Source organism: Bradyrhizobium sp. CCBAU 051011, from assembly GCF_009930815.1.
Classification (GTDB): Bacteria; Pseudomonadota; Alphaproteobacteria; order Rhizobiales; family Xanthobacteraceae; genus Bradyrhizobium.
This window is the reverse complement of sequence record NZ_CP022222.1, coordinates 7,827,363-7,852,851: the sequence shown is the minus strand read 5'-3', so window position 1 is coordinate 7,852,851 and position 25,489 is coordinate 7,827,363. Positions and strand designations below refer to the sequence as shown.

The window sequence follows — 25,489 nt, the reverse complement described above, 5'->3', positions numbered from 1 at the left end:
CCGCGCCACGTCCGGACGACGAGAACGTCGCTAAACCGGCTTGCCCGTATACGGCATCGAGGCGGTGAGGCCGCCATCGACCGGGATCGCCTGGCCGTTGACGTAGGAGGCGTCGTCGCTGGCAAGGAACAATCCCATCGCCGCGAGCTCATGCGGCTGGCCGGCGCGCTTCAGCGGATTGAGCTGGCCGATCTTGTCTTGGGTGCCGCGCTCCTTGGCGCGGTCGAACACCGGCTTGGTCATGCCGGTCTCGATCAGGCCCGGGCACACGGCGTTGATACGCACCCCGGTGCCGGAGAGCGAATAGGCGGTGGTCTGCACCAGGCTGATGACGCCGGCCTTGCTGGCGCCGTAAGGATGCCCGCTGGCGCCGGCCTTCAGCCCAGCGACGGACGCCGTGCAGACGATCGAGCCGGACTTCTGCCGGATCATGTGCGGCATCGAATGCTTGATCGCCAGGAACGGGCCGATCAGGTTGACGCGCAACACCTCCTGCCAGTGCTCGACGGTCTGCTCGGCCAGCGGCACCAGCCCGCCGCTGACGCCGGCATTAGCCCAGATCGCATCGAGCCTGCCATATTTCGCGACCGCCTTGTCGATGAACGCCTTCACGTCGGCTTCCGAACCGGCATCGGCCATGACCGCTTCGACCGTGCCGCCGGCGTCGCCGACGAGTTTGGCGGTCTCCGTCACGCCCTCGGTCTTGTCGACGATGATGAGCTTCGCGCCTTCCCTGGAGAACAGCACCGAGGCTGCGCGCCCGATGCCGCTGCCCGCGCCGGTGATGATGACGGATTTGCCTTCGAGGCGGCCCATGAGTCTCTCCCTGATAGCTATGCGCTTAGGCGTCTGCCGCCTTGCGGAATTCAAACAAGATTTCAAACGTCAGATTCACTTGAGACGATGCGTGCTCTGACGTACAGCGACAACGAACAGTATTGAAGGGGCGTTGCGATGTCCAATGCAGACAAACCGCTGATAATCACGACGCGATGGTGGTGGATTCGCCATGCGCCGGTGCGCGAAGATAATGGCTGCATTTACGGACAGAAGGACCTCGGCTGCGACACTAGCGACCGCGTCGTGTTCGAGGCAGTCGGAAAAATCCTGCCGCGCAACGCGGTCTGGTATGCAAGCAATCTGAAGCGCACGCACCAGACTGCCGATGCGATCTGGGCCGCGGGCTTTCCGAAGCCTTCGCAGATGCCGCACGTAAATGCGTTCGCCGAACAGCATCTCGGTGAGTGGCAGGGCCTCAATCGTGCAGCGTTCCTCGCCAGCCGCGCTGTCGGCCGTAACTGGTTCGCTGAGATCGACGAGGTCCCGCCCGGCGGCGAGAGTTTTATGAACCTCTATGACCGCACTTGCGGCGCGATCGAACGCATCAATGCCGAACAGGCGGGCAGGGATATCGTCGTGGTTGCGCACGGCGGCACGATCAGGGCTGCGGTCGGGTTTGCGCTCGGCGGTCAGCCGGAGAAAGGTCTCGCCTTCGATATCGACAACTGTTCGGTGACGCGGCTCGATCATCTCTCAAGCGCGGGCCAAAGTTTCTGGCGGCTGCCGATGGTCAATCAGCAGCCTTGGATCGCGGACGCTTCGCATAACGCCATGCATCAGCCGGCCGGGCCGGAGATCGAACCGCCATCGACAAAACTAGCCTGATGCCCGGTTGTCGAAAACTGCAAACGCTGCTTAGTTCGAATTCAAGACGAAGCCGGCATCGCGCTGGGTCAACATTTGGGAGAGAGACATGAGCTTGTTCGATATGACCGGGAAAGTCGCCGTCATCACCGGCTCCACGCGCGGCATCGGCCGCGCTATCGCCGAGCGCATGGCCGAGCACGGCGCCAAGGTCGTGATCTCCTCGCGAAAGCAGGACGTCTGCGACCAGGTCGCCAAGGAGGTCAACGACAAGTTTGGCAAGGGGACGGCGGTCGCGATCGCCGCAAACATCTCGAACAAGGAAAATTTGCAGAACCTCGTTGACGAATCCAACCGCGCCTTCGGCAAGATCGACGTGCTGGTGTGCAACGCCGCGTCCAATCCCTATTACGGTCCGCTTGGCGGCATTTCCGACGACCAGTTCCGAAAAATCCTGGACAATAACATTGTCGCCAACAACTGGCTGATCAACATGGTGGTGCCGCAGATGATCGAGCGCAAGGACGGCTCGATCGTGATCGTGTCCTCGATCGGCGGCCTGAAGGGCTCGACCGTGCTCGGCGCCTACGCGATCTCGAAAGCCGCCGACATGCAGCTCGCGCGCAATCTCGCCTGCGAATACGGCAAGCACAACATCCGCGTGAACTGCATCGCGCCCGGCCTGATCAAGACCGATTTTGCCAAAGCGCTGTGGGACAACCCGGAGACGCTGAAGGCCTCCACGGCGCGTTCGCCGCTATTGCGCATCGGCGTGCCGGATGAGATAGCGGGCGCCGCGGTGCTGATGGGATCGAAGGCCGGCGACTTCATGACCGGCCAGACCATCGTGATCGACGGCGGGGCGACGATCAGTTGAGATTGGCTCGTCATTCCGGGGCGCGCGCTAGCGCGAACCCGGAATCTCGAGATTCTCTGGTGCGCAAGTGCGCACCAGAGTTCAGCCCTGCGGGCTGCCCCGGAATGACGCTAGTCGACCGCGGCGTAGACCAGATCCCGTAACATGTTGCGGATATATTCGCGCTGGCCGGGACCTTGCATCATGAACACGGTGAACAGGTCCTCGGCAGGATCTATGAAGAAGAACGTGCCGGCCATCCCGCTCCAGAAGAACTGGCCGAGCGAGCCCGGGAACGGGGCGATGCCCCGATGGGTACGAACGGCGAAGCCGAGGCCGAAACCATGGCCGGGCGGCATCAGCGGCGAGTCGACCTTCACGTTCGGCGAGAGATGATCCGACGCCATCAGCTCCAGCGTCTTGCGGCCGATGATCCTGACGCCGTCGAGTGAGCCGCCATTGAGCAGCATCTGGCAGAACCGCGCATAGTCCATAGTGGTCGAGACCAGCCCGCCGCCGCCGGATTCCATCGCGGGCTTCTCCAGCATGTTGAAGAGTTGCACCTTGTCGCCGTTCCAGGGATCAATCGGGAACGCCTCGGCGAGGCGGCCGGCATTGGTTTCCGATGTATGGAACGCAGTCTCTGCCATCTGCAGCGGCGCCAAAATGCGTTCGGTCAGGAAGGCGCCGAGCGACTTGCCGGAGACGACCTCGATGATGCGGCCGAGCACGTCGGTCGAGCGGCTGTAATTCCATTCCGCGCCCGGCTGGCAGATCAGCGGCATGCCGGCGATCATGGTGGCGTGCTCGGCATTGGTGATCTTGCGGCTGCGCAGCCGCGACTGCTGGTAGAGCTTTTGGACCAGGCCGTTGCCGGTGTGGTCGTAGGTCAGGCCCGAGGTGTGCCGCAGCAAGTCCTGAACCGTCATCTGCCGCTTCACCGGGACGAGGTCGAGCTTGCCGTTATTCTCGACGCCAACCTTCTGCTCGGCAAACTCCGGAATGAATTTGGCGACGGGATCACCCAGGATGAAGTGGCCGTCCTCGACGAGCATCATGATGCCGACCGAGACGATCGGCTTGGTCATCGAGAAGATGCGAAAGATGCTGTCATGGGCCATCGGCGCGCTGGCGGCCGGGCTCTGGCGGCCGATCGCGTCGAACCAGCCGATCTGGCCGCGCCGCGCCACCATGACCGTGGCGCCGGGGAGGGTGCCCTTGTCGATCTCGCGCTTGAAGGCGTCCGACAACCGCTGCAATCGCGTCGTCGAGAGCCCGATCGTTTCCGGCTTGGCGTCGGGGAGAGGTGGGGTCTGGAGGGCGGATGTCTGCCGGGCGGCGGCGGTCTGCGCGTTCATGGTCTCTCCCGTTGCGCTTGTTGTTTATAAGATCAAGTCTGGAGCAGAAGGCGTGCTTTGGGTAGGGCGGAAGCCGCTTCGCCCTTGCATTCAGGGTATGCCCTATGCTTGAAACGGCACGAACCGACGCACGCGCCGGTTCCCTGCAGGAGTGTAGCTCAATTGGTAGAGCACCGGTCTCCAAAACCGGGGGTCGCAGGTTCGAGCCCTGCCACTCCTGCCAGCTAAATCAAACACTTAAGCTGATTTTGACGGCGCCGGCATTTATCTGCCGCGCGTTCAATTCATGTCCCGCATCGCGCGGCGCCGACGGCTGATCCTCTCCCCACCGGGCCGGGCGGCTGGCGGTCGGTGCGATTTGTCCACAGCGGACGGGCTGAGGTGGCGGCGGGCCGTTCTCCACGCGCCACGACGCCAGGCGGCGGTGCGGCGCGATGGTTGCAAGGTTCGCGTCGACGGCAGGCGCCTCTGGCCCTATCGGCGAGTTTTGATGCGGTAAGGAAACCTTCCGCGAGCTCCACCCGTTGCAGCACTGTCCAGGCTTGCTGCGCATTGGAGGAGGTCAGCGCAGGTCATGGGAACGTTGTGGCGGATATTGAAGGCCGCCGTCTCGGGCTTTGTGGCCAACGACGCCTTGAGCCGGGGAGCTTCCATTGCCTTCTACGCCGCCACGTCCCTGGCACCCGTGCTCCTTATTGTCGTTGCGGTCGCCGGCCTCGCGTTCGGGCAGGACGCGGCTCGCGCCGCCATCAGCGACGAACTCGGCCGGCTGCTGGGGCCGACCGGCGCCGACTTCATTAAATCCATCCTGGCGCGATCCAGCGATCCGACCTCCGGCGCGACTGCGACCGTCGTCGGGCTCGTCACGGTGCTGGTCACGGCATCCGGTGTGTTTGGCGAGATGCGCACGGCATTGAACGCAACGTTCAAGGCCAAGCCGACGGACGAGCCAATCCTCTCCTTGATCCGAAGCCGGGCGGCCAGTCTCGGGCTCGTCGCTGCATTGGGCTTCATGCTGATCGTCTCGCTGGCCGCGAGCGCTGCTCTGTCGGCCCTGGAACAATGGTCTGTCGGCACGGTGGTGCTCGGCGCGCTTAACACGGTCCTGTCGCTCGGTATCTTCACGCTACTGTTCGCAGCGATCTACAGGGTGCTACCGGATGCGACGCTCTACTGGCGTCACCTTCTGCTGGGCGCTTTTGTCACAGCCCTGCTGTTCACCGCCGGAAAATCGCTGATCGGATGGTATCTCGGTCAGGCGGCTCCGAACTCGACCTATGGCGCCGCGGGTTCGCTGATCGTCCTGATGTTCTGGGTCTACTACTCCGCACAGATCTTCCTGTTCGGCGCCAAGCTGACGAAGGCAATCGATGACGCGCGTAATCCTACGGCGTCCGAGGAGCGTTAGGAACCATTCAATAGCGCCTGAGTTCGCTTCAAAACGACACGAACCTAAAGGGCGGTGACGACATGACACGATCCGTAGAGGAGCTACGACGGGATTCCGAGCAGAGCCGTACAGAGCTTGCGGCAACCGTCGACAGGTTGAGGGAACAGATTGCCGATACGGCAGAAGACATCCGCTACAAGGTCTCGCCGGAGCACATCAAGGCCGAGGTATCCGGCTTCATCAGTCACAAGACCCATAGCTGGCTGGATGCGCTGAAGCAGCAGGCCATGGACAATCCGATGCAGGCGATCGCCGCCGGCACAGCGATTGCCGTCCCCGCGCTACGCCTGGTTCGCGGTTTCCCATTGCCGCTCCTGATGATCGGCGCTGGCCTTGCGCTGACCTCGAAGACCGTCCGCGATCGCGCTGCGGAGGCAGCGGAGCCTGCCATTGAGAAGGTGAGGGAGGCCATGGACGAGACGGTGGAGCGCGCGCAGTCCCTCCGTGATGGCATGAAGAACGCGATGTCACACGCGGAGCGTCAGGCCGTCGGCATGGCCGATGAGGCGCAGCAAACCGCGGGCGAAATGGCAGATGCGGCGAGCGGAATGACTGGTGACCTGAAGGATCGCGCGACGCAGGCTGCCGATGCCATGACTAACAAGGTCAGGTCCGGCATGGATGCCGCCACCGAAATGGCAAAGGAGAGAATGGAGCGCGTTCGATCCACGGCGACGAATGCTCCGGCGACGGCGAGCAAGGTGATCCGGGACAACGCCGCATTGATCGGCGGGCTGGGGGTTGCGATCGGCGCGATCCTTGCCGCTTCCCTCCCGAGCACCACGGCCGAGGCCCGCGTGGTCGGTAGAGCGAGCGATCGGGTCAAGCGCGCTGCCGGCTCTGCCGCGCAATCCGGATTCGAGGCCGGCAAAGACGCGGTGTTCTCAGCTGCCGAAGCTGCAGCAAAAACTATCTCCGACGCCGACCTCGGTGAACACGCCAGCCGCATCACCGAAGGCGTAACCGAAAGACTCAAAGAAGTGGCCGACGATGTCGTGACAACGGCCTTCGATCCTTCCCGAAACCCGAACAGCTAATAGAGGCCGTCATGAGCGATATGGATCTTAATACCCGCAACAAGAATTTTTCCCAGAACCAGAATACCGGCTCATCCCAGAACCTGAAGGATCAGGTGGCGGATGCGGGCGCTGAAATCAAACAGCGTGCTGGCGATGTTTTGAGGGAATCGACTGACACCGCCCGCGATACATTCAAGGAGGCGGCTGATGCCGCCAAGGACGCTGCGGCTGGAGCTGCGGATCGTTTCCAGGACCAGGCTCGTGAACAACAGCGCAGCGGAGCGGATTTCGTCGGCCGGTTGGCCGGCGATATCAGGAATGCGGCCCGCGCATTCGAAAATGACGTGCCATTCGCAGCGCGGGGCATCAATTCAGCCGCCGAATATGTCGACGAGGCTGCGGAGAAAATCCGCAACGGAAGCTTCCGCGATCTCGTCGATGGCGCGACCGACTTCGCAAAGCGTCAGCCTGCTGCGTTTCTGGGGCTGTCGGTGTTGGCCGGTTTCGCGGCTGTCCGCTTCCTGAAGGCATCGGGGGGTGCGAGCCCTTCAAGTCAGGGCTCATCATCTTCGTACACGTCATCAACGTACAACCCGTCGTCAGCCTACAGCTCGGGATCCTACAAGAGTGAGGCGTCATGAGTACGAAAACCGATATTCGAACGATCTCGCATCTCTTCGGTGATGCGCTGTCGCAATTTGCAAAACTGTTCCAGAACGAGGTCGATCTCGCCAAGGCCGAACTTGGCGAGAAGGTTCAGCAAGTCGGCAGCGCCGTCGGCCTCATTGCGGCCGGCGCCGTTCTGGTCATCCCCGCAATCGTCATGGCGCTGTTTGCGCTATCCGCGGCCTTGATCGCCGGCGGATGGTCGCAGCCGGTCTCCTATCTGATCTCCGCGATCATTGCCGCGGTGCTCGCAGGCATCTTGTTTGCGGTCGGGATGAACCGGCTCGACGCACGTCATCTGGCGCCGCGTGAAACGTTGCGTCAGCTTGAAAAGGACAAGGACACCGTGAAGGGAATGGTGCGATGAGCGGCTCACAAGAGAGTTTCATAGATAGTCTGACCACGGCGGCCCGTGACAACCCGCTCGCTGCGGCTTTGATCGGAGGCGGCGCGCTGTGGCTGCTGATCGGTAGCGACAAACTGAAGAGCGCCGCCGGCTCGGTGACGTCAGTGGCCGCGCCGCTCGCTGATCTCGGCGCGCGCGCCCAGAGGTCAGCGGCTTCCAGCTGGGAAGACTGGGAAGACGCCTACGGCTCCATGCGGAAGCGCGCTTCCCGGATGCGGGACGAGGCTTCGCGCGGCGGCATCAACGAAACGGTGCGCAATGCCGGAACGGCCGCTTCCGACGCGATGTCGGGCGCAGCCGAAACGGTGGGTGAGCGGTTCGAGGAAGGCGTGGCTGGCGCGCGGGACATGTTCGATCGGTTGGGTCGGGCGTTGCCGCGGAAAGAGACCTTCATGCAGGCGCAATCATCGCTTTCCGACCTGCTGGAACGGCAACCGCTGGTTCTCGGAGCCGTCGGCGTTGCAATCGGCGCCACAGTGGCCGGCGCCCTGTCCAGGTCCGGTGTCGAGGATGAGTGGGTAGGGAACCTGAGTGACAGCCTGAAGGCCGACCTGAAGGAGCGTGCCGGGGCCGTGTCGCAAAGTGTCCAGGAGGCTTCCGATACACTGAAAGCCGAGCTCTCGGACGCCGGGGCCGAATATGCCGACCGCGTAGAACAGGCCGGCCGGGACGCACTGGACGCGGGCCTTGAGAAGCTGCGAGAGTAACGCTCGCCGGTCGGAATTCGTCGTGAGGTCAGTGGCTTGGCTGGATTCTTTCCCGCCAGGCCGAAACTAGCTGAAGAATGCGGAGAGCACCGCAATATCCGATCGGGCCGGGGCCTCGCCCCGCAAATCGGCATCGATTACCCGCCTGCACGCATCGACCGTGATGGTGTCGCCGAGGTCGTTCGCCGCGTCGAGAACGGTCCAGGCCGTCTCGCCCGAAAATCTCTCCTGGTCCTGGCCTAACAGCTCCATGGTCATTTCCCTCATTACCCCTCTGAATCATGAGGCTAGCCGACAGCTTTTAAGAACCAGATCGCGCTGTCATGAGGATTTGATGGGAGGCAGTACCTACGATTAACCAATGGCTTTTCGCGGCCCGGGGCCAAAGTGCCGAAAATGGCCTGCGGGAAGCCCTGCGGCACCCCTATCTTGACCTTTTGCCCGGTCGGCAGTAGATACGCGCCACCTGCTGCCGGCCCGCTAGATGCGGATATCCGGCGCGGCTTTGGATTCCCCCGAACAATCGAGCCCGCTTGGCGGCTCATCCTTCGAGAGAGGGCTGGGCGCAAGAGGGCTGTTCGGATTCGCTTTAAATCTCAATCGTCTCACGAAGGACGCGGTAACCAACGATGGCTTTCAGCCCGTTCAAATTCCTGCAGGAAGTGCGCTCGGAGACCGCCAAGGTCACCTGGCCGACACGCCGTGAGGTGACGATCACCACGATCATGGTGTTCGTGATGGTTGCGCTGGCTTCGATCTTCTTCTTCGTGGCGGACTTGATCATCCGCTACGTCGTCACTTTCCTGCTGGGCGTCCACTGATGAGCACCGGAACCCTTGCGATGGACAAGCGCTGGTATATTGTTCACGCCTATTCGAATTTCGAGAAGAAGGTCGCGGAATCGATCCGCGAGCAGGCCAAGCAGCGCGGGCTCGAGGAACTGTTCGAACTGGTACTGGTGCCGACCGAAAAGGTCACCGAAGTGCGCCGCGGCCGCAAGATCGACGCCGAGCGCAAGTTCTTCCCGGGCTACGTGCTGGTGAAGATGAAGCTGACCGACGAGGCGTTCCATCTCATCAAGAACACGCCCAAGGTGACCGGCTTCCTCGGCGCCGAAAACAAGCCGATGCCGATCTCCGAATCCGAGGCGATGCGGATCCTGCATCAGGTGCAGGAGGGCGTCGAACGTCCGAAGGCGTCGGTGTCGTTCGAAATCGGCGAGAACGTGCGGGTGGCCGATGGCCCGTTCGCCTCGTTCTCCGGCGTGGTTGAAGAAATTGACGAGGCGCGTTCGCGCGTGAAGGTCGCGGTGTCGATCTTCGGCCGCGCCACGCCCGTCGAACTGGAATTCGGTCAGGTCGAAAAGGTCTGATCGGAAAAGCGCGAGGCCTTGGCTTCGCGTTGAAGAGGCCGTGGGAGGGAGAGGGCGGTCGCCAACCGCTCCTGAACCGAACCACGGAACCTGAACCAGCCGGCGACCTGCCGGCGCAACAGGAGTGATACATGGCAAAGAAAGTGACCGGATACCTGAAGCTTCAGGTCCCGGCCGGTGCGGCGAATCCTTCGCCCCCGATCGGCCCCGCGCTTGGTCAGCGCGGTCTCAACATCATGGAATTCTGCAAGGCGTTCAACGCGCAGACGCAGAAGGAAGAAAAGAACACCCCGATCCCGGTGATCATCACCATCTATGCGGACCGTTCCTTCACCTTCGAGATGAAGACGCCGCCGATGTCCCACTTCCTCAAGCAGGCCGCCAAGATCCAGTCCGGCTCGAAAGCCCCGGGCCGCGACAAGGCCGGCAAGGTGACGAAAGCGCAGGTGCGCGAGATCGCCGAGAAGAAGATGAAGGATCTCAATTGCGATTCCATCGAATCGGCCATGAAGATGGTCGAGGGCTCCGCCCGTTCGATGGGTCTGGAAGTTGCGGGGTAACGGACCATGGCAATCGGAAAACGTTTGAAGAAGGTTCGTGAAGGCATCGACCGCGAGAAGCTCTATCCGCTCGCGGATGCCATCAAGATGGTCAAGGAACGCGCCACCTCGAAGTTCGACGAAACGATCGAGATCGCGATCAATCTCGGCGTCGACCCGCGTCACGCCGACCAGATGGTTCGTGGCGTCGTCAACCTGCCGAACGGCACCGGCCGCACGCTGCGCGTCGGCGTGTTCGCTCGCGGTGCGAAAGCGGAAGAAGCCAAGGCTGCGGGTGCTGACGTCGTCGGCGCCGAAGACCTGGTCGAGAAGGTGCAGGGCGGCAACATCGATTTCGATCGCTGCATCGCCACTCCCGACATGATGCCGCTGGTCGGCCGCCTCGGTAAGGTGCTCGGCCCGCGCGGCATGATGCCGAATCCGAAGATCGGCACCGTGACCATGGACGTCACCTCCGCCGTGAAGGGCGCCAAGGGCGGCTCGGTCGAATTCCGCGTCGAGAAGGCCGGCATCGTGCAGGCCGGCGTCGGCAAGGCGTCGTTCTCCGAGGAAAAGCTGGTGCAGAACGTGAAGGCGCTTGCCGATGCGGTGTCGAAAGCAAAGCCCGCGGGCGCCAAGGGCACCTACATCCAGCGCGTGGCGGTCTCCTCCACCATGGGCCCGGGCGTCAAGGTCGAGCCGGGCACGCTGCTCGGCTAAGGCTTTGCCGTTGACGTAAATAATAAAGGGCGGAATCGGGTGACCGATTCCGCCCTTTGCGTTTGCTATCGGTTTTGCGTAATCGTCGCCCGGCCGGACTTGCCAAGAAAGAAGAACAATGCCCGAGAAAGTCCTGATCTATTCGCGTTTTCCCAAAGCCCAGATGGAGCGCTTCGGCCAGCGCTATGAATTGCTGAACGCGGCCGGCAAGGCGCCCAATGAGGTGCTCGCGGCCGATCAACTCGCGGATATTCGTGCGCTGATCACCGCAGGCGCTACGTCGCTTCGCGGTGAAGCGATGGACATGATGCCGAAATTGGGCGCCATCGTCTGCTACGGCACCGGCTATGACGGCGTCGATCTGGCGGCGGCGGCGAAGCGCAGGATCGCGGTTGGTCACAGCCCGGGCGCGAATGCGGCCTCGGTCGCCGACATCGCGGTCACGCTGATGCTCGCAGCCACGCGGCGGCTGCTCGTGGCGGATGACTATGTGCGGGGCGGGAGCTGGGCGGCGGCAAAGCCGTCGCCGATGATGCGCCCGCAAGCCGGCATGCTCGGCCGCAAAATCGGCGTCTACGGCATGGGCGAGATCGGCCGCAAGATCGCGGCGCGGGTGGCCGCGTTCGAAACCGAGGTCGGCTATTTCAGCCGCAGTAAGCACGACGTTCCCTATCAATATTTTCCGACGCTCGATGCGCTGGCCGAATGGTGTAGTGTCCTGATGATCGCGGTGCGGGCGGGCGCGGAAACCAATCACGCGGTCGATGCCAATATCCTGCGCAAGCTTGGCAAGGACGGCTACGTCATCAACATTTCGCGCGGCTCGGTGATCGACCAGCCGGCGCTGATCGCGGCGCTGTCCGACCAGACCATCGGCGGCGCGGGCCTCGACGTCTACGCCAAGGAGCCGCATGCGCCTGACGCGCTGACGGCGCTGCCCAATGTCGTGCTCTCTCCGCATATCGGCGGCCATACGCTGGAGTCGCATGTGGCGATGCAGGATTGCGTGCTGGCCAATCTCGACGCGTTCTTCGCCGGCAAGCCACTGCCGTATGCGGTGCCGCTCGGCTGACGCGTCAGTGCGCCGCCGCGGGCGGCAGGTGCCGCAGCTTGTCCGGGTTGCGAACGACATAGATCGCGGCGATTTTCTCGCCTGATATCGCCATGCTCAGGGTGAGATCGAGTTCGCCGTCCAGAAAGAGCAGGGCGCCAGCGGCGCCGTTGATGGCAGCCGGCTCGATGCGGAAATCCTGGCCGGCGATCTTGCCGGCAAGGCCGATGAAGAAGCGCGCGACCTTGTCGGCGCCGATGATCGGGTTGAGCGCGGCGAACTTGCGGCCGCCGCCATCCGTGATCGCCACCGCATCCTCGCGCAGCAACTCGGCAAGCTGCCTGACATTGCCGCTAGCAACCGCATCGCTGAAAGCCTGCAGCAGGCGCGCGTGACTGTCCGGCGTTGCCGCGGGTGCCGGGCGATCGTCGCGCACCGCGCGGCGGGCCCGCGATGCCAGTTGCCGGCAGGCCGCCTCGCTGCGGTCGAGCATGGCGGCGATTTCGGGAAACGGCGTATCGAAGACGTCGTGCAGCAGGAAGGCCGCGCGCTCCAGCGGCGACAGCCGATCCAGCGCCAGCAGCAGCGCGAACGACAGGTCGTCGGCCAGTTCTGTAGCGGCGTCGGCCGACAGGCCCTCGGCATCGAACACCGGCTCGGGAAGCCAAGGCCCGACATAGATCTCCCGTTGTGCTTTCGCGCTCTTCAGGCGATCGAGACAAAGCCGCGTCACGACGGTGACGAGAAAGGCTTCCGCATTGTGAACGTCCTGCGCGCCGGTAAATCGCAGATAGGCGTCCTGCACGACGTCTTCGGCGTCGCTGCGGCTGCCGAGCATGCGATAGGCGAGCCCGAGCAGACGCCCGCGATGGGGCGCCAGCGGGTCGTGATCATGCGGCCTGTTTGACGACATCAACATCGTGCCCGCTCACCGAGACGCGGCGGCACTCCTTGGCATAACCGAGCCCGGCCTTCACCATCGGAAACATGCGGCCGAGCTGCAGCGCCATTGTCAGGTCTATTACGCCCTTGGGGCCCCATTGGGCCGTGACGGCGTCGCGAAATTCGTCGTCATCCGTCGAGCGGCGCACCACGGCATCGGCAAAGCGGAACCCGAGCATGGTCGCGTCATTCATCGCGCGCGGATCGCGGCGAAGTACCGCTTCGATCTGGTCCTTGGCCATGCCGGCCTCCAGCGCCATGTCGACAACGAGCTGGGTACAGGGGCCGCAATCCTCCGCCAGTGCGCCGACGATCTTGGCGGCGAAGCTGGCATCGGCCGGGACCACCTCGCGGTGGGCGGCCGCCTTCATGAGGGGCGCGAACTTGAAGAGGGCGGCAGGCGATTCGTTCAGCATCATTTCGAGATAGCTGACGTCGTAACCATAGCGCCTGGCGAATGCACGCAAACTGCGGCGGGCGATCCAACTACGCATGTTGTTCTCCTTGGTTGGGGAAGGCGGAATAGAGGGCGGCTGCGGCGGGCAGAACGATCGCGAGAAGGTCGAAGGCGGGGTAATGGGCGTGGCCGCCGACCAGGATCGCCACGTGGAGCAGGGCGTGAACGACCAGGAATCCGGCGCCCGCAACGGCCGCCGGCCAGTACCTTGGCCGCCATGCCCGAGCGGCCAGCGCAAGACCGGCGACGAGGAAGGCGGCACCGATGTCCTGGACGAAATGTGGGTTGAAGGGGCCGGTATCCGGCACCCCCGGCACGGTTTGATACCAGAACGGGCCGGCGACCAGCATGACCAGCCCATTCAGAACCGTCAGTATCGCAAGAATCGCTGCCAACTGACGCCGCATCGGGAGCCTCCTGGGGCAAAGACGAGCCAGGCGGCCCCGGTGTGACGGAACCGGTCAAAAAAATTTCGGGGGCAAACCGGAAATTTTTCTCCGGCCGGGCCGGCAAACTGGTGTGAATTTTGCTCTTGGCAAAAAGGCCAAGACCCGTTAAAGAACGGCTTCCGGGCGTGCTGGCCATTGCTGGCATCGTCTGTGCTCGCATTCCGAAAACCCGACACGGTAGGAGATCATTCCTTTCAGGACGTCCGCATGGATTGCTCGAAAGGAAGGAAACCTGATCGTTTCGTGGAATGCGGCAGGGGTCCTTCGGCTTGCCGAACGGCCTCGATCCTGTCCGAGACTGCAGGCGCTCGCGAAGAAACGCAAGTTCTTCAACGGCTTAATTTTACAGCCTGCATAGACGGGTGAAGACCGGATTTTGCTTTAACGCCGCCTCTCGCGGCGCCATGGCTGATTTGGTTCGAACCTCGACACCCCGCGCCATCTGGTTCGGGAGGGCAGGCTTTTCAAATGTCGTCTGCCCGGCGTGTCCTAGAGACTGGTGTCTAGAGGTCAGGTTTTGGGCGAGACGATGGGTGCAACCCGGCGGTCTTGCTCTTGCGAAGGCCGCCAACCGGAGAGAGCTTGCTGTGGAAAGAGCGGCAAAAAAGGACGCGGTTGAGGCGTTGAACGGGGTCTTCAAGACCACGAGCGTCGCAGTCGTCGCCCACTATTCCGGCCTCACCGTGGCCCAGATGCAAAAGCTGCGTACGCAGATGAAGCAGGCGGGCGCGTCGGTGAAGGTCTCGAAAAACCGTCTCGCCAAAATTGCTCTTGAAGGCACTGACGTCGTTGCCATCGGTTCCCTGCTGAAGGGACCGACCGTGATCGCCACTTCAAACGATCCGGTAGCGGCGCCGAAGGTTGCCATGGAATTCGCCAAGGCGAACGAAAAGTTCGTCATTCTTGGCGGTTCGATGGGTAAAACCGTCCTGGATGTGAACGGCGTGAAGGCGCTTGCCTCGCTGCCGTCACTCGATGAACTGCGCGGAAAGCTTGTCGGCCTCCTGGTGGCGCCGGCGACCAAGATCGCCCAGCTCTCGACTGCGCCTGCGGCCAAGCTCGCGCGCGTCATTCAGGCTCATGCCTCAAAGGGCGAAGCGGCCTGACCCTTCGCTAATCTCAAACCTGGTTCGAAACCAAACGTTTAAGGAAATAGATCAATGGCTGACTTGCAGAAAATCGTCGACGACCTCTCGAGCCTGACCGTGCTCGAAGCCGCCGAACTCGCCAAGCTCCTCGAAGAAAAGTGGGGCGTTTCCGCCGCTGCCGCCGTCGCGGTTGCCGGTCCCGCGGGTGGTGGCGCCGCCGCCGCTCCGGCTGAAGAGAAGACCGACTTCACGGTCGTTCTCGCCGCTGCCGGTGACAAGAAGATCGAGGTCATCAAGGAAGTCCGCGCCATCACCGGCCTGGGCCTCAAGGAAGCCAAGGACCTCGTCGAAGGCGCTCCGAAGCCGCTGAAGGAAGGCGTGAACAAGGAAGAAGCCGACAAGATCAAGGCCCAGCTCGAAAAGGCTGGCGCGAAGGTGGAATTGAAGTAAGCGAAGCTTGCTTCAATTCCATCCCCGGACAAGCGAGGCGCAAGCCGAGTGCGATCCGGGGATCTGCCAAGGACGTGGATGGCCGGGACAAGCCCGGCCACGACGAAAGTGGCGGGATCTGTGCAAAGTTCGTGCGATGGGGTAACCCGGAACACGGCGTACACAAAAAAGTGTGGGGATTCGCGGGGTTAGCTCCTCGAATCTCCACGTTTCCGCCCCATATCGGAGCGGCAGCAGGAAAACGCGGTAGGCGGCGGGGGCAGCAGGGTTCCCGGCGTAAGCCGTTGGGAGACAGTCAGATTTCGGGCTTTCTCAGTCCGTGAAGTGATCAGTTGTGACGGGCGGGTGCGTCATGCGCCCCGCGCGTCGTTTTGCGTTTTGAAGGTCTAAGGTGCGGGTTCAGGACTTAATTCCTGAAAGTGGGCTTTGTTCCTTTGAGCGATTCGACATTCAACCCGGGGGCGATGGCAGTCGCGCTTCGGAAGGTTCGCCCACAAGGGCGACGAAAATGAGAGGCCACGATGGCGCAGCAGACATTCACCGGTCGCAAACGCGTTCGCAAGTTCTTCGGACATATCAAGGAAGTTGCCGAGATGCCGAACCTCATCGAGGTTCAGAAGGCGTCGTACGACCAGTTCCTGATGGTCGACGAACCCCAGGGCGGTCGGCTGGACGAGGGTCTGCAGGCGGTGTTCCGGTCGGTATTCCCGATCTCGGATTTCTCGGGCACCTCGATGCTGGAATTCGTCCGCTACGAATTCGAGCCGCCCAAATATGACGTCGACGAGTGCCGCCAGCGCGGCATGACCTATGCTGCGCCGCTGAAGGTGACGCTGCGCCTGATCGTGTTCGATATCGACGAGGAAACCGGCGCCAAGTCAGTCAAGGACATCAAGGAGCAGGACGTCTACATGGGCGACATCCCGCTCATGACCATGAACGGTACCTTCGTCGTCAACGGCACCGAGCGCGTCATCGTCTCCCAGATGCACCGTTCGCCGGGCGTGTTCTTTGACCACGACAAGGGCAAGACGCATTCGTCCGGCAAGCTGTTGTTTGCCGCGCGCGTAATTCCGTATCGCGGTTCCTGGCTCGACATCGAGTTCGACGCCAAGGACATCGTGTTCGCGCGCATCGACCGCCGCCGCAAGATCCCCGTGACCTCGTTGATGTACGCGCTCGGTCTCGACGGCGAGACGATCCTGTCCACCTTCTACAAGAAGATCAATTACAAGCGCGCCAAGGAAGGCTGGCGCGTGCCGTTCGACGCCTCGCGTTTCCGCGGCTACTCGACCATCAACGACCTGATCGACGCCGACACCGGCAAGGTCGTGCTCGAGGCCGGCAAGAAGCTGACGGTTCGCGCGGCGCGCCAGTTGCAGGAAAAGGGCCTGAAAGCCCTGCGCCTGTCGGATGAAGAGCTGATCGGCAATTACCTTGCCGAGGATCTCGTCAATCCTAAGACCGGTGAAATCTACGCCGAAGCCGGCGAGGAACTCACCGAGAAGTCGCTGAAGGCGCTGAACGAGCAGGGCTACAAGGAACTGCCGCTGCTCGACATCGACCACGTCAATGTCGGCGCCTACATCCGCAACACGCTGAATGCTGACAAGAACATGACGCGTGAAGACGCGCTGTTCGACATCTATCGCGTGATGCGTCCGGGTGAGCCGCCGACGATCGATTCGGCCCAGACCATGTTCCAGTCGCTGTTCTTCGACGCCGAGCGTTACGACCTGTCCGCGGTCGGCCGCGTCAAGATGAACATGCGCCTTGAGCTCGACGCGCCCGACACCCATCGTACCCTGCGCAAGGAAGATATCCTGGCCGTCATCAAGACGCTGGTCGACCTGCGCGACGGCAAGGGTGAGATCGACGACATCGACCATCTCGGCAACCGTCGTGTGCGTTCGGTCGGCGAATTGATGGAGAACCAGTACCGCATCGGTCTGCTTCGCATGGAGCGCGCGATCAAGGAGCGCATGTCCAGCGTCGATATCGACACCGTGATGCCGCAGGACCTGATCAACGCCAAGCCGGCGGCTGCCGCGGTGCGCGAGTTCTTCGGCTCCTCGCAGCTCTCGCAGTTCATGGACCAGACCAACCCGCTGTCGGAGATCACCCACAAGCGCCGTCTCTCGGCGCTTGGCCCGGGCGGTCTGACCCGCGAGCGCGCCGGCTTCGAGGTGCGCGACGTGCATCCGACGCATTACGGCCGTATCTGCCCGATCGAGACGCCGGAAGGTCCGAACATCGGCCTGATCAACTCGCTGGCGACGTTCGCGCGCGTCAACAAATACGGCTTCGTCGAGACGCCCTATCGCAAGGTGAAGGACGGCCGCGTCACCGACGAGGTCGTGTATCTCTCGGCGATGGAGGAGGGCCGCTATCGCGTCGCGCAGGCCAACGTGCCGCTCGACGCCAAGGGCCGCTTCACCGAAGACCTGATCGTCTGCCGTCACGCCGGCGAAGTGCTGCCGATCACGCCTGATAAGGTCGACTATATGGACGTGTCGCCGAAGCAGCTCGTTTCGGTCGCCGCGGCGCTGATCCCGTTCCTCGAGAACGACGACGCCAACCGCGCGCTGATGGGCTCGAACATGCAGCGCCAGGCGGTGCCGCTGGTTCGCGCCGAGGCGCCGTTCGTCGGCACCGGCATGGAAGGCGTTGTGGCCCGTGACTCCGGTGCTGCGATCGCCGCCCGCCGCTCCGGCGTGATCGACCAGATCGACGCGACCCGCGTCGTGATCCGCGCCACCGAAGATCTCGATCCCACCAAGTCGGGCGTCGATATCTACCGGCTGATGAAGTACCAGCGCTCCAACCAGTCGACCTGCATCAACCAGCGTCCGCTGGTGAAGGTCGGCGACATCGTCAAGAAGGGCGACATCATCGCCGACGGCCCGTCGACCGATCTCGGCGAGCTCGCGCTCGGCCGCAACGTGCTGGTCGCGTTCATGCCGTGGAACGGCTACAACTTCGAAGACTCGATCCTGCTCTCCGAGCGGATCGTGAAGGACGACGTCTTCACCTCGATTCACATCGAGGAGTTCGAGGTGATGGCCCGCGACACCAAGCTCGGACCTGAGGAAATCACCCGCGACATTCCGAACGTCTCGGAAGAAGCGCTGAAGAACCTCGACGAAGCCGGCATCGTTTACATCGGCGCGGAAGTGCGCGCCGGTGACATCCTGGTCGGCAAGATCACGCCGAAGGGCGAAAGCCCGATGACGCCGGAAGAAAAGCTCCTGCGCGCCATCTTCGGCGAAAAGGCTTCCGACGTCCGCGACACCTCGCTCCGTGTGCCGCCTGGCGTGCAGGGCACCATCGTGGAAGTGCGCGTGTTCAACCGTCACGGCGTCGACAAGGATGAGCGTGCGCTGGCGATCGAGCGGGAAGAGATCGAACGTCTGGCCAAGGACCGCGACGACGAACAGGCGATCCTCGACCGCAACGTCTACGGCCGCCTCGCGGAGCTGCTGGAAAACCGCCAGGGCATCGCGGGTCCCAAGGGCTTCAAGAAGGACACCAAGATCACGCGCGCCGTGCTCGATGAGTATCCGAAGTCGCAGTGGTGGATGTTTGCATCCCCGAACGACAAGCTGATGGCCGAAATCGAGGCGATGCGGAAGCAGTATGACGAATCGAAGAAGGGCCTTGAACAGCGCTTCCTCGACAAGGTCGAAAAGCTGCAGCGTGGCGACGAACTGCCGCCCGGCGTGATGAAGATGGTCAAGGTCTTCGTCGCGGTGAAGCGCAAGATCCAGCCCGGCGACAAGATGGCCGGCCGTCACGGTAACAAGGGCGTGGTGTCCAAGATCGTTCCGATCGAGGACATGCCGTTCCTCGAGGATGGCACGCACGCGGACATCGTGCTCAACCCGCTCGGCGTGCCCTCGCGCATGAACGTCGGCCAGATTCTGGAGACGCATCTCGGCTGGGCCTGCGCCGGCCTCGGCAAGCGCATCGGCCAGACCATCGACGGCTATTATCAGAAGCAGGATCTCAAGCCGCTGCGCGAGACCCTGAAGAAGATCTATGGCGACGATGAAACCATCAAGTCGCTGAACGACAACGAGCTGATGGAGCTTGGCAAGAACCTGAGCCACGGCGTGCCGATCGCAACGCCGGTGTTCGACGGCGCCAAGGAAGCCGACATCGAGGAGATGCTGAAGCTCGCGGGCTTCGACGCCTCCGGCCAGTCGACCGTCTATGACGGCCGCACCGGCGATGCCTTCGATCGCAAGGTGACGGTGGGCTACATCTACATGCTCAAGCTGCACCATCTGGTCGACGACAAGATCCACGCGCGTTCGATCGGTCCGTACTCGCTCGTCACCCAGCAGCCGCTGGGCGGCAAGGCGCAGTTCGGCGGTCAGCGCTTCGGCGAAATGGAGGTGTGGGCGCTGGAAGCTTACGGCGCGGCCTACACGCTGCAGGAAATGCTGACCGTGAAGTCGGACGACGTCGCCGGCCGTACCAAGGTGTACGAGGCGATCGTGCGCGGCGACGACACGTTCGAGGCGGGTATCCCGGAATCGTTCAACGTGCTGGTCAAGGAAATGCGCTCGCTCGGCCTCAACGTCGACCTGCACAATTCCAAGATGGGACCGGCGCCGACATCAGAGGCGGCCGAGTAACGCCGAAAGTTCCATGTCCGGCCCGTGCGCGAAGACAGCTTCGCAGATGGGCCGGACATTCGCGCTCCGCTCGGACGTTGAGCGGGGCGCGGGCCAAGAAGAATTTCGAATTTGCTGCCGGTGACGATCGGCACGCGAGGAGAAGACGATGAACCAAGAAATTATGAATCTCTTCAATCCGACGACCCCGGCCCAGGTCTTCGACCAGATCCGGATCTCGATTGCGTCCCCGGAGAAGATTCTGTCCTGGTCCTACGGCGAGATCAAAAAGCCGGAGACCATCAACTACCGGACCTTCAAGCCGGAGCGCGACGGCCTGTTCTGCGCCCGCATCTTCGGGCCGATCAAGGATTACGAGTGCTTGTGCGGCAAGTACAAGCGGATGAAGTACAAGGGCATCATCTGCGAAAAGTGCTCGGTCGAAGTGACGCTGTCGCGCGTCCGGCGCGAGCGCATGGGCCATATCGAGCTGGCCGCGCCCGTCGCCCACATCTGGTTCCTGAAGTCGCTGCCGTCCCGCATCGGCCTGCTGCTCGACATGACGCTGAAGGATCTCGAGCGGATCCTGTACTTCGAATATTACGTCGTGCTGGAGCCGGGCCTGACCGCGCTCAAGGACCGTCAGTTGCTGTCGGAAGACGAGTACCTGAAGGCGCAGGACGAATACGGCCAGGATTCGTTCACTGCCATGATCGGCGCGGAAGCGATCCGCGAACTGTTGAAGGGGCTTGAGCTCGAAAAGCTCGAGCAGTCCCTGCGCGCCGAGATGCAGGAGACCGAGTCCGACATCAAGCACAAGAAGCTCGCCAAGCGCCTGAAGATCGTCGAGGCCTTCCGCTATTCCGGCAACAAGCCGGAGTGGATGATCCTGACCGTGGTGCCGGTGATTCCGCCGGACCTGCGTCCGCTGGTGCCGCTCGACGGCGGCCGCTTCGCGACCTCGGATCTCAACGACCTCTACCGCCGCGTCATCAACCGCAACAACCGCTTGAAGCGGCTGATGGAGCTGCGCGCGCCTGACATCATCATCCGCAACGAAAAGCGCATGCTGCAGGAGGCCGTCGACGCGCTGTTCGACAACGGCCGCCGCGGCCGCGTCATCACCGGCGCCAACAAGCGGCCGCTGAAGTCGCTGGCCGACATGCTCAAGGGCAAGCAGGGCCGCTTCCGTCAGAACCTGCTCGGCAAGCGCGTCGACTATTCGGGCCGCTCGGTGATCGTGGTCGGTCCCGAACTGCGCCTGCATCAGTGCGGCCTGCCGAAGAAGATGGCGCTCGAACTGTTCAAGCCGTTCATCTATTCGCGGCTCGACGCCAAGGGTCTGTCCACCACCGTGAAGCAGGCGAAGAAGCTGGTCGAGAAGGAGCGTCCCGAGGTCTGGGATATCCTCGACGAGGTGATCCGCGAGCATCCGGTGCTGCTCAACCGCGCGCCGACGCTGCATCGCCTTGGTATTCAGGCGTTCGAGCCCGTGCTGATCGAGGGCAAGGCGATCCAGCTCCATCCGCTGGTTTGCGCGGCGTTCAACGCCGACTTCGACGGCGACCAGATGGCCGTGCACGTTCCGCTGTCGCTCGAAGCGCAGCTGGAAGCGCGCGTCCTGATGATGTCGACCAACAACATCCTGCATCCCGCGAACGGCCAGCCGATCATCGTGCCGTCGCAGGACATCGTGCTCGGCCTGTATTACCTCTCGATCATGCGTGAAGGCCTGCCCGGCGAGGGCAAGATCTTCGGCGACATGGCCGAGCTCGAGCACGCCCTGCACTCGAAGGTCATCCACCTCCACACCAAGATCAAGTACCGGTGGGAGGGCTCCGACGAGAACGGCAAGTCGGCCAAGCGCTGGATCGAAACCACCGCGGGCCGCGTCATGCTCGGCAACGTGCTGCCGAAGAACTCGAAGATTTCGTACGACATCATCAACAAGCTGATGACCAAGCGCGAAATCTCCGGCGTGATCGACCAGGTCTACCGTCACTGCGGTCAGAAGGAGACCGTGATCTTCTGCGACCGCATCATGGCGCTCGGCTTCTACAACGCGTTCAAGGCCGGCATCTCGTTCGGCAAGGACGACATGGTCGTGCCGCACTCGAAATGGAAGATCGTCGACACCACCCGTACGCTGGCGAAGGATTTCGAGCAGCAGTACAACGACGGCCTGATCACCCATGGCGAGAAGTACAACAAGGTGGTCGACGCCTGGTCGAAGGCGACCGAAGAAATCGCCAAGGAGATGATGAAGGAAATCTCCTCGACCAAGAAGACGCCGAAGGGCGCCGATGCCGACATCAACTCGATCTACATGATGGCGCATTCGGGCGCGCGCGGTTCGCCGGCCCAGATGCGTCAGCTCGCCGGTATGCGCGGCCTGATGGCGAAGCCGTCGGGTGAGATCATCGAGACGCCGATCATTTCCAACTTCAAGGAAGGTCTGTCGGTGCTCGAATACTTCAACTCGACCCACGGCGCCCGCAAGGGTCTCGCGGACACCGCGTTGAAGACCGCGAACTCCGGTTACCTCACCCGCCGTCTGGTCGACGTGGCGCAGGACTGCATCATCACGCAGGACGATTGCGGCACCAAGCTCGGCATCAAGATGCGCGCCATCGTCGACGCCGGCACGGTCGTCGCTTCGCTGGCCTCGCGCATTCTCGGCCGCGTCGCGGGCGAGGATCTGCGCGATCCCGCCTCCAACAAGGTCGTGGTCAAGCGCGGCACGCTGATGGAGGAGTCGCACGTCGACGCCATCCAGCAGGCCGGCATCCAGGAAGTGAAGATCCGCTCGGCGCTGACCTGCGAACTAGTCAACGGCATCTGCGGCAAGTGCTACGGCCGCGATCTGGCCCGCGGTACGCCGGTCAACCACGGCGAGGCGGTCGGCGTCATTGCCGCCCAGTCGATCGGTGAGCCCGGCACGCAGCTGACGATGCGCACGTTCCACATCGGCGGCGCGGCGCAGATCAACGAGCAGTCGTTCGTCGAATCGAACTTCGAGGGCAAGGTCACCATCAAGAACAAGTCCATCGCCCGGAACAGCGAAGGTCACTTGATCGCGATGGTCCGCAACATGGTCGTTGCCATCGTCGATGCCGACGGCACCGAACGTGCGACCCACCGCATTCAGTACGGCGCGCGCATGCATGTCGACGAAGGCGACATGGTCAAGCGCGGCCAGCGCATTGCGGAATGGGATCCGTACACCCGTCCGGTTCTCACCGAAGTCGAGGGCACCATCGGGTTCGAGGACCTGGTGGAAGGGCAGTCGATCTCGGAAACGCTCGACGAATCCACCGGTATCGCCAAGCGCGTCGTCATCGACTGGCGTGCGTCGCGGGGCGGCGCCGACCTGCGTCCGGCCATTGTGGTCAAGGGCAAGGACGGCAAGGTGCTCAAGCTCGCGCGTGGCGGCGATGCCCGGTACATGCTGTCGGTCGACGCCATTCTGTCGGTGGACACCGGCGCAAAGGTCAAGGCCGGCGACATCCTGGCGCGTATCTCGACCGAAAGCGCCAAGACCCGCGACATCACCGGCGGTCTGCCGCGGGTGGCCGAACTGTTCGAGGCCCGCAAGCCGAAGGACGCGGCCATCATCGCGGAGATCGCCGGCACGATCCGCTTCGGCCGCGACTACAAGAACAAGCGCCGCATCTCGATCGAGCCGATGGACAAGACCGAGGAGCCGCGCGAGTACCTGATCCCGAAGGGCAAGCACATCCATCTGCAGGACGGCGACATCGTCGAAAAGGGCGATTTCATCGTCGAAGGCAATCCGGCGCCGCACGACATCCTGGCGATCAAGGGCATCGAGGAACTCGCTGCCTATCTGGTCAACGAAATCCAGGAGGTCTACCGGCTGCAGGGCGTGCTCATCAACGACAAGCACATCGAAGTGATTGTCCGTCAGATGCTGCAGAAGGTCGAGATCACCGATCAAGGCGACACCGACATGATCTCGGGCGAGCAGGTCGACAAGATCGAGTTCGATGCGCTCAACCTGAAGGCCAAGGAAGAGGGCAAGAAGCCCGCCACGGGAACGCCGGTTCTGCTCGGCATCACCAAGGCGAGCCTGCAGACCCGCTCGTTCTTCTCGGCGGCCTCATTCCAGGAGACCACCCGCGTGCTCACCGAAGCCGCCGTCAATGGCAAGGTGGATCCGCTGGAAGGCCTCAAGGAGAACGTCATTGTCGGCCGGCTGATCCCGGCGGGCACCGGCGCCTCGATGGCCAAGATCCGCGAAGTCGCGGTCAAGCGCGACAAGCTGATCCTCGACGAGCGCGAGAAGCAGTCGGCGATCGTGCCGACCGCTCCGGAAGCCGAACCGCTGGCGCTGCCGCCGGCGGAGTAAGGGTTCCTCAGGTTCCAATCAACAAGAAAGCCGGCTGCGAAGCCGGCTTTTTCTTTGTGCAGATGGGGAGCGATGTTGCGCTTCACCCAGATGGGGGATGCCTGCTATCAAGTCGGCGAGGGGCGTCCTGCCACAACGGTAATAGTTGCTCATGAGCGAATTGGCTCATCTTGAATCCTTGATCGATCGCATCTACGAGGCGGGGCTCGTTCCTTCCCTTTGGCCGGCCCTGCTTGGCGAGCTCAGTGCAGCGGTCGGCGGCAACGGCGGCTTTCTGTTCGGCGTGCGGGACGGGTACGCAAGCGCGGTCAATTCCGTCGAATGGGACCCGCTGATGCCGGTTTTCCTGGGAGAGGGATGGAGCGAACGCGATCCCAATCTGCCGCGCGCCATCGCTCTCAATCACGCGGGTTTCGTCACCGACTTCGATCTCCTCTCGGAGGAGGAGATTGCGACCAATGACGTCTATTGCAATTTTTACCGCAAGCACGGCCTCGGCTACCGGGCCGGAACGATCATCCCGATGCCGAGCGGCGATTCGATTGCGATCGTCGTGCCGCGGCATCAGGATTTCGGTCCGGTGCCGCGAGAAGTCGTCACCTTGCTGGATGGGCTGCGGCCGCATCTGGCTCGGGCGTCCCTCGCAGCAAATCGTCTTGGCTTCGAGCGCGCCCGCGCGCAGGCTGACGCCCTGCAGGTGCTGGGCCTGCCGGGCGCGGTGCTGCGTGGGCGCGGCCGGGTGTTTGCCGCCAACGGCCTGTTCGAAGCGCTGGTCCCTTCGCTGTTTCAGGATCGGAACGAGCGCGTAACGATGACGGATGTCACGGCGGACGCGATGCTTGCCGAAGCGCTCGGCCCAAAGTCTCTTGCCGATGGCCGGACCGTGAAGTCGATCGCGGTCGCTGCGACGGCAACCCGCGTGCCGATGGTGCTGCATGTTATTCCCGTGCGCGGCGATGCACGCGACATCTTCTCGCAGGCCACTGCGCTGTTGGTGGTGACCCCGGTCGATCGCGCCGCGGTGCCGACTGCGGAGGTTTTGCAAGGCCTGTTCGACCTGACGCCGGCGGAAGCGCGGGTGGCGCGGGGAATCGGCCGGGCTGAAACCGTCGACGCATTGGCCGACGCGACCGGCGTTAACCGAGAGACGGTGCGCAGCCAGCTCAAGGCTGTGCTGTCGAAGACTGGCCTCTCGCGCCAGCAGGAGCTAGTGAGCCTGCTCGCCGGCAAGGCATTCCGTGGCGGATAGAGCACACCGGCCGGCCCATCCGCTGGCCGAATAGGACATCCGCAAGAATACGGTGCGAAGACAAATGGCCGGCGCAAG

The 25,489-nt window shown here is 62.9% G+C and carries 23 protein-coding genes and 1 tRNA gene; 18 read left to right on the top strand and 6 right to left on the bottom strand.

Annotated features, from left to right (window positions below; genetic code table 11):
* Positions 1 to 30: 30 nt before the first annotated feature.
* Positions 31 to 816: an SDR family NAD(P)-dependent oxidoreductase gene (locus ACH79_RS37155; protein WP_161855335.1), complete on the bottom strand. Its 786-nt coding sequence runs from the start codon at positions 814 to 816 to the stop codon at positions 31 to 33.
* Positions 817 to 954: 138 nt separating this feature from the next.
* On the opposite strand from ACH79_RS37155, the gene ACH79_RS37150 reads away from it, so the two are divergent.
* Both ACH79_RS37150 and ACH79_RS37145 read left to right on the top strand, forming a co-directional pair.
* Positions 955 to 1,665, top strand: coding sequence for a histidine phosphatase family protein (locus ACH79_RS37150; protein ID WP_161855334.1), 711 nt, complete (start codon positions 955 to 957; stop codon positions 1,663 to 1,665).
* Between the two features lie 88 nt (positions 1,666 to 1,753).
* On the top strand, positions 1,754 to 2,521 hold the full coding sequence (locus ACH79_RS37145) for an SDR family NAD(P)-dependent oxidoreductase (RefSeq protein ID WP_161855333.1): 768 nt from the start codon (positions 1,754 to 1,756) through the stop codon (positions 2,519 to 2,521).
* A 110-nt stretch (positions 2,522 to 2,631) separates the two neighbouring features.
* On the opposite strand, the gene ACH79_RS37140 is transcribed toward ACH79_RS37145, so the two are convergent.
* Positions 2,632 to 3,858, bottom strand: a complete 1,227-nt coding sequence (locus ACH79_RS37140) for a serine hydrolase (RefSeq protein WP_161855332.1) — start codon at positions 3,856 to 3,858, stop codon at positions 2,632 to 2,634.
* A 147-nt stretch (positions 3,859 to 4,005) separates the two neighbouring features.
* Here ACH79_RS37140 and ACH79_RS37135 point away from each other — a divergent pair.
* From ACH79_RS37135 to ACH79_RS37110, 6 genes are all read left to right on the top strand, one after another.
* Positions 4,006 to 4,081: transfer RNA gene (locus ACH79_RS37135), tRNA-Trp, on the top strand.
* A gap of 351 nt (positions 4,082 to 4,432) precedes the next feature.
* Positions 4,433 to 5,266 (top strand): YihY/virulence factor BrkB family protein, encoded by an 834-nt coding sequence (locus ACH79_RS37130; protein ID WP_161855331.1) that lies wholly within the window; start codon positions 4,433 to 4,435, stop codon positions 5,264 to 5,266.
* A 62-nt stretch (positions 5,267 to 5,328) separates the two neighbouring features.
* A complete protein-coding gene (locus ACH79_RS37125) occupies positions 5,329 to 6,345 on the top strand; it encodes a DUF3618 domain-containing protein (protein WP_161855330.1) in 1,017 nt (338 codons plus the stop codon).
* Between the two features lie 11 nt (positions 6,346 to 6,356).
* Positions 6,357 to 6,968, top strand: coding sequence for a hypothetical protein (locus ACH79_RS37120; RefSeq protein ID WP_246738281.1), 612 nt, complete (start codon positions 6,357 to 6,359; stop codon positions 6,966 to 6,968).
* The gene (locus tag ACH79_RS37115; RefSeq protein WP_161855329.1) at positions 6,965 to 7,360 is read left to right on the top strand and encodes a phage holin family protein; all 396 of its coding nucleotides are present in this window, start codon (positions 6,965 to 6,967) and stop codon (positions 7,358 to 7,360) included. Before ACH79_RS37120 ends, ACH79_RS37115 begins: the two co-directional genes overlap by 4 nt.
* Positions 7,357 to 8,106 carry a hypothetical protein gene (locus ACH79_RS37110; RefSeq protein WP_161855328.1) on the top strand — a complete coding sequence of 250 codons (750 nt, stop codon included), beginning with the start codon at positions 7,357 to 7,359 and terminating at the stop codon, positions 8,104 to 8,106. The genes ACH79_RS37115 and ACH79_RS37110 overlap by 4 nt, the downstream gene beginning before the upstream one ends.
* Before the next feature lie 66 nt (positions 8,107 to 8,172).
* Here ACH79_RS37110 and ACH79_RS37105 read toward each other — a convergent pair whose 3' ends face one another.
* Positions 8,173 to 8,358, bottom strand: coding sequence for a hypothetical protein (locus tag ACH79_RS37105; protein WP_246738280.1), 186 nt, complete (start codon positions 8,356 to 8,358; stop codon positions 8,173 to 8,175).
* Positions 8,359 to 8,735: 377 nt separating this feature from the next.
* Here ACH79_RS37105 and secE point away from each other — a divergent pair, with 377 nt between their 5' ends.
* The 5 genes from secE to ACH79_RS37080 all read left to right on the top strand — a co-directional run bounded on the left by secE (position 8,736) and on the right by ACH79_RS37080 (position 11,809).
* Complete coding sequence (gene secE / locus ACH79_RS37100; RefSeq protein WP_161855327.1) at positions 8,736 to 8,927, top strand: preprotein translocase subunit SecE; 192 nt, start codon at positions 8,736 to 8,738, stop codon at positions 8,925 to 8,927.
* 20 nt (positions 8,928 to 8,947) lie between these two features.
* Positions 8,948 to 9,478, top strand: a complete 531-nt coding sequence (nusG, locus tag ACH79_RS37095; RefSeq protein WP_161856757.1) for a transcription termination/antitermination protein NusG — start codon at positions 8,948 to 8,950, stop codon at positions 9,476 to 9,478.
* 131 nt (positions 9,479 to 9,609) lie between these two features.
* The gene (gene rplK, locus ACH79_RS37090; protein WP_161855326.1) at positions 9,610 to 10,038 is read left to right on the top strand and encodes a 50S ribosomal protein L11; all 429 of its coding nucleotides are present in this window, start codon (positions 9,610 to 9,612) and stop codon (positions 10,036 to 10,038) included.
* A gap of 6 nt (positions 10,039 to 10,044) precedes the next feature.
* Positions 10,045 to 10,737, top strand: coding sequence for a 50S ribosomal protein L1 (rplA, locus tag ACH79_RS37085; protein ID WP_057849146.1), 693 nt, complete (start codon positions 10,045 to 10,047; stop codon positions 10,735 to 10,737).
* Between the two features lie 118 nt (positions 10,738 to 10,855).
* Positions 10,856 to 11,809 (top strand): 2-hydroxyacid dehydrogenase, encoded by a 954-nt coding sequence (locus ACH79_RS37080; protein ID WP_161855325.1) that lies wholly within the window; start codon positions 10,856 to 10,858, stop codon positions 11,807 to 11,809.
* Between the two features lie 4 nt (positions 11,810 to 11,813).
* Here the strand turns inward: ACH79_RS37080 and sigJ are convergent, their stop codons facing one another.
* From sigJ to ACH79_RS37065, 3 genes are read right to left on the bottom strand one after another with little or no spacing between them, the layout of a single operon-like run.
* Positions 11,814 to 12,707, bottom strand: coding sequence for an RNA polymerase sigma factor SigJ (gene sigJ / locus ACH79_RS37075; protein WP_371419318.1), 894 nt, complete (start codon positions 12,705 to 12,707; stop codon positions 11,814 to 11,816).
* The gene (locus ACH79_RS37070; RefSeq protein WP_161855324.1) at positions 12,679 to 13,224 is read right to left on the bottom strand and encodes a hypothetical protein; all 546 of its coding nucleotides are present in this window, start codon (positions 13,222 to 13,224) and stop codon (positions 12,679 to 12,681) included. Before ACH79_RS37070 ends, sigJ begins: the two co-directional genes overlap by 29 nt.
* Positions 13,217 to 13,594, bottom strand: coding sequence for a hypothetical protein (locus ACH79_RS37065; RefSeq protein WP_161855323.1), 378 nt, complete (start codon positions 13,592 to 13,594; stop codon positions 13,217 to 13,219). The genes ACH79_RS37070 and ACH79_RS37065 overlap by 8 nt, the downstream gene beginning before the upstream one ends.
* 629 nt (positions 13,595 to 14,223) lie before the next feature.
* Here ACH79_RS37065 and rplJ point away from each other — a divergent pair.
* The 5 genes from rplJ (at position 14,224) to ACH79_RS37040 (ending at position 25,411) form a co-directional block, all read left to right on the top strand.
* Entirely contained in the window at positions 14,224 to 14,742 is a 519-nt protein-coding gene (gene rplJ / locus ACH79_RS37060) for a 50S ribosomal protein L10 (protein ID WP_161855322.1), read from the top strand.
* 54 nt (positions 14,743 to 14,796) lie between these two features.
* Positions 14,797 to 15,174 carry a 50S ribosomal protein L7/L12 gene (gene rplL / locus ACH79_RS37055; protein ID WP_161855321.1) on the top strand — a complete coding sequence of 126 codons (378 nt, stop codon included), beginning with the start codon at positions 14,797 to 14,799 and terminating at the stop codon, positions 15,172 to 15,174.
* A gap of 521 nt (positions 15,175 to 15,695) precedes the next feature.
* The gene (gene rpoB, locus ACH79_RS37050) at positions 15,696 to 19,814 is read left to right on the top strand and encodes a DNA-directed RNA polymerase subunit beta (protein ID WP_161855320.1); all 4,119 of its coding nucleotides are present in this window, start codon (positions 15,696 to 15,698) and stop codon (positions 19,812 to 19,814) included.
* A 148-nt stretch (positions 19,815 to 19,962) separates the two neighbouring features.
* A complete protein-coding gene (gene rpoC / locus ACH79_RS37045; protein ID WP_161855319.1) occupies positions 19,963 to 24,162 on the top strand; it encodes a DNA-directed RNA polymerase subunit beta' in 4,200 nt (1,399 codons plus the stop codon).
* Positions 24,163 to 24,313: 151 nt separating this feature from the next.
* Positions 24,314 to 25,411, top strand: coding sequence for a LuxR family transcriptional regulator (locus ACH79_RS37040; RefSeq protein ID WP_161855318.1), 1,098 nt, complete (start codon positions 24,314 to 24,316; stop codon positions 25,409 to 25,411).
* The last annotated feature ends 78 nt before the right edge of the window (positions 25,412 to 25,489 follow it).

What these genes read in the sequence shown, in the direction of transcription:
- ACH79_RS37120 (WP_246738281.1), top strand. Translation starts at nt 6,357, where the DNA reads ATGAGCGATATGGATCTTAATACCCGCAACAAGAATTTTTCCCAGAAC.
- secE (WP_161855327.1), top strand. Translation starts at nt 8,736, where the DNA reads ATGGCTTTCAGCCCGTTCAAATTCCTGCAGGAAGTGCGCTCGGAGACC.
- sigJ (WP_371419318.1), bottom strand. Translation starts at nt 12,707, where the DNA reads ATGTTGATGTCGTCAAACAGGCCGCATGATCACGACCCGCTGGCGCCC.
- ACH79_RS37155 (WP_161855335.1), bottom strand. Translation starts at nt 816, where the DNA reads ATGGGCCGCCTCGAAGGCAAATCCGTCATCATCACCGGCGCGGGCAGC.
- rplA (WP_057849146.1), top strand. Translation starts at nt 10,045, where the DNA reads ATGGCAATCGGAAAACGTTTGAAGAAGGTTCGTGAAGGCATCGACCGC.
- rpoB (WP_161855320.1), top strand. Translation starts at nt 15,696, where the DNA reads ATGGCGCAGCAGACATTCACCGGTCGCAAACGCGTTCGCAAGTTCTTC.
- ACH79_RS37115 (WP_161855329.1), top strand. Translation starts at nt 6,965, where the DNA reads ATGAGTACGAAAACCGATATTCGAACGATCTCGCATCTCTTCGGTGAT.
- ACH79_RS37080 (WP_161855325.1), top strand. Translation starts at nt 10,856, where the DNA reads ATGCCCGAGAAAGTCCTGATCTATTCGCGTTTTCCCAAAGCCCAGATG.
- ACH79_RS37110 (WP_161855328.1), top strand. Translation starts at nt 7,357, where the DNA reads ATGAGCGGCTCACAAGAGAGTTTCATAGATAGTCTGACCACGGCGGCC.
- nusG (WP_161856757.1), top strand. Translation starts at nt 8,948, where the DNA reads ATGGACAAGCGCTGGTATATTGTTCACGCCTATTCGAATTTCGAGAAG.
- ACH79_RS37140 (WP_161855332.1), bottom strand. Translation starts at nt 3,858, where the DNA reads ATGAACGCGCAGACCGCCGCCGCCCGGCAGACATCCGCCCTCCAGACC.
- ACH79_RS37070 (WP_161855324.1), bottom strand. Translation starts at nt 13,224, where the DNA reads ATGCGTAGTTGGATCGCCCGCCGCAGTTTGCGTGCATTCGCCAGGCGC.
- rplL (WP_161855321.1), top strand. Translation starts at nt 14,797, where the DNA reads ATGGCTGACTTGCAGAAAATCGTCGACGACCTCTCGAGCCTGACCGTG.
- rpoC (WP_161855319.1), top strand. Translation starts at nt 19,963, where the DNA reads ATGAACCAAGAAATTATGAATCTCTTCAATCCGACGACCCCGGCCCAG.
- ACH79_RS37040 (WP_161855318.1), top strand. Translation starts at nt 24,314, where the DNA reads ATGAGCGAATTGGCTCATCTTGAATCCTTGATCGATCGCATCTACGAG.
- ACH79_RS37105 (WP_246738280.1), bottom strand. Translation starts at nt 8,358, where the DNA reads ATGGAGCTGTTAGGCCAGGACCAGGAGAGATTTTCGGGCGAGACGGCC.
- rplK (WP_161855326.1), top strand. Translation starts at nt 9,610, where the DNA reads ATGGCAAAGAAAGTGACCGGATACCTGAAGCTTCAGGTCCCGGCCGGT.
- ACH79_RS37065 (WP_161855323.1), bottom strand. Translation starts at nt 13,594, where the DNA reads ATGCGGCGTCAGTTGGCAGCGATTCTTGCGATACTGACGGTTCTGAAT.
- ACH79_RS37130 (WP_161855331.1), top strand. Translation starts at nt 4,433, where the DNA reads ATGGGAACGTTGTGGCGGATATTGAAGGCCGCCGTCTCGGGCTTTGTG.
- ACH79_RS37125 (WP_161855330.1), top strand. Translation starts at nt 5,329, where the DNA reads ATGACACGATCCGTAGAGGAGCTACGACGGGATTCCGAGCAGAGCCGT.
- ACH79_RS37150 (WP_161855334.1), top strand. Translation starts at nt 955, where the DNA reads ATGTCCAATGCAGACAAACCGCTGATAATCACGACGCGATGGTGGTGG.
- ACH79_RS37145 (WP_161855333.1), top strand. Translation starts at nt 1,754, where the DNA reads ATGAGCTTGTTCGATATGACCGGGAAAGTCGCCGTCATCACCGGCTCC.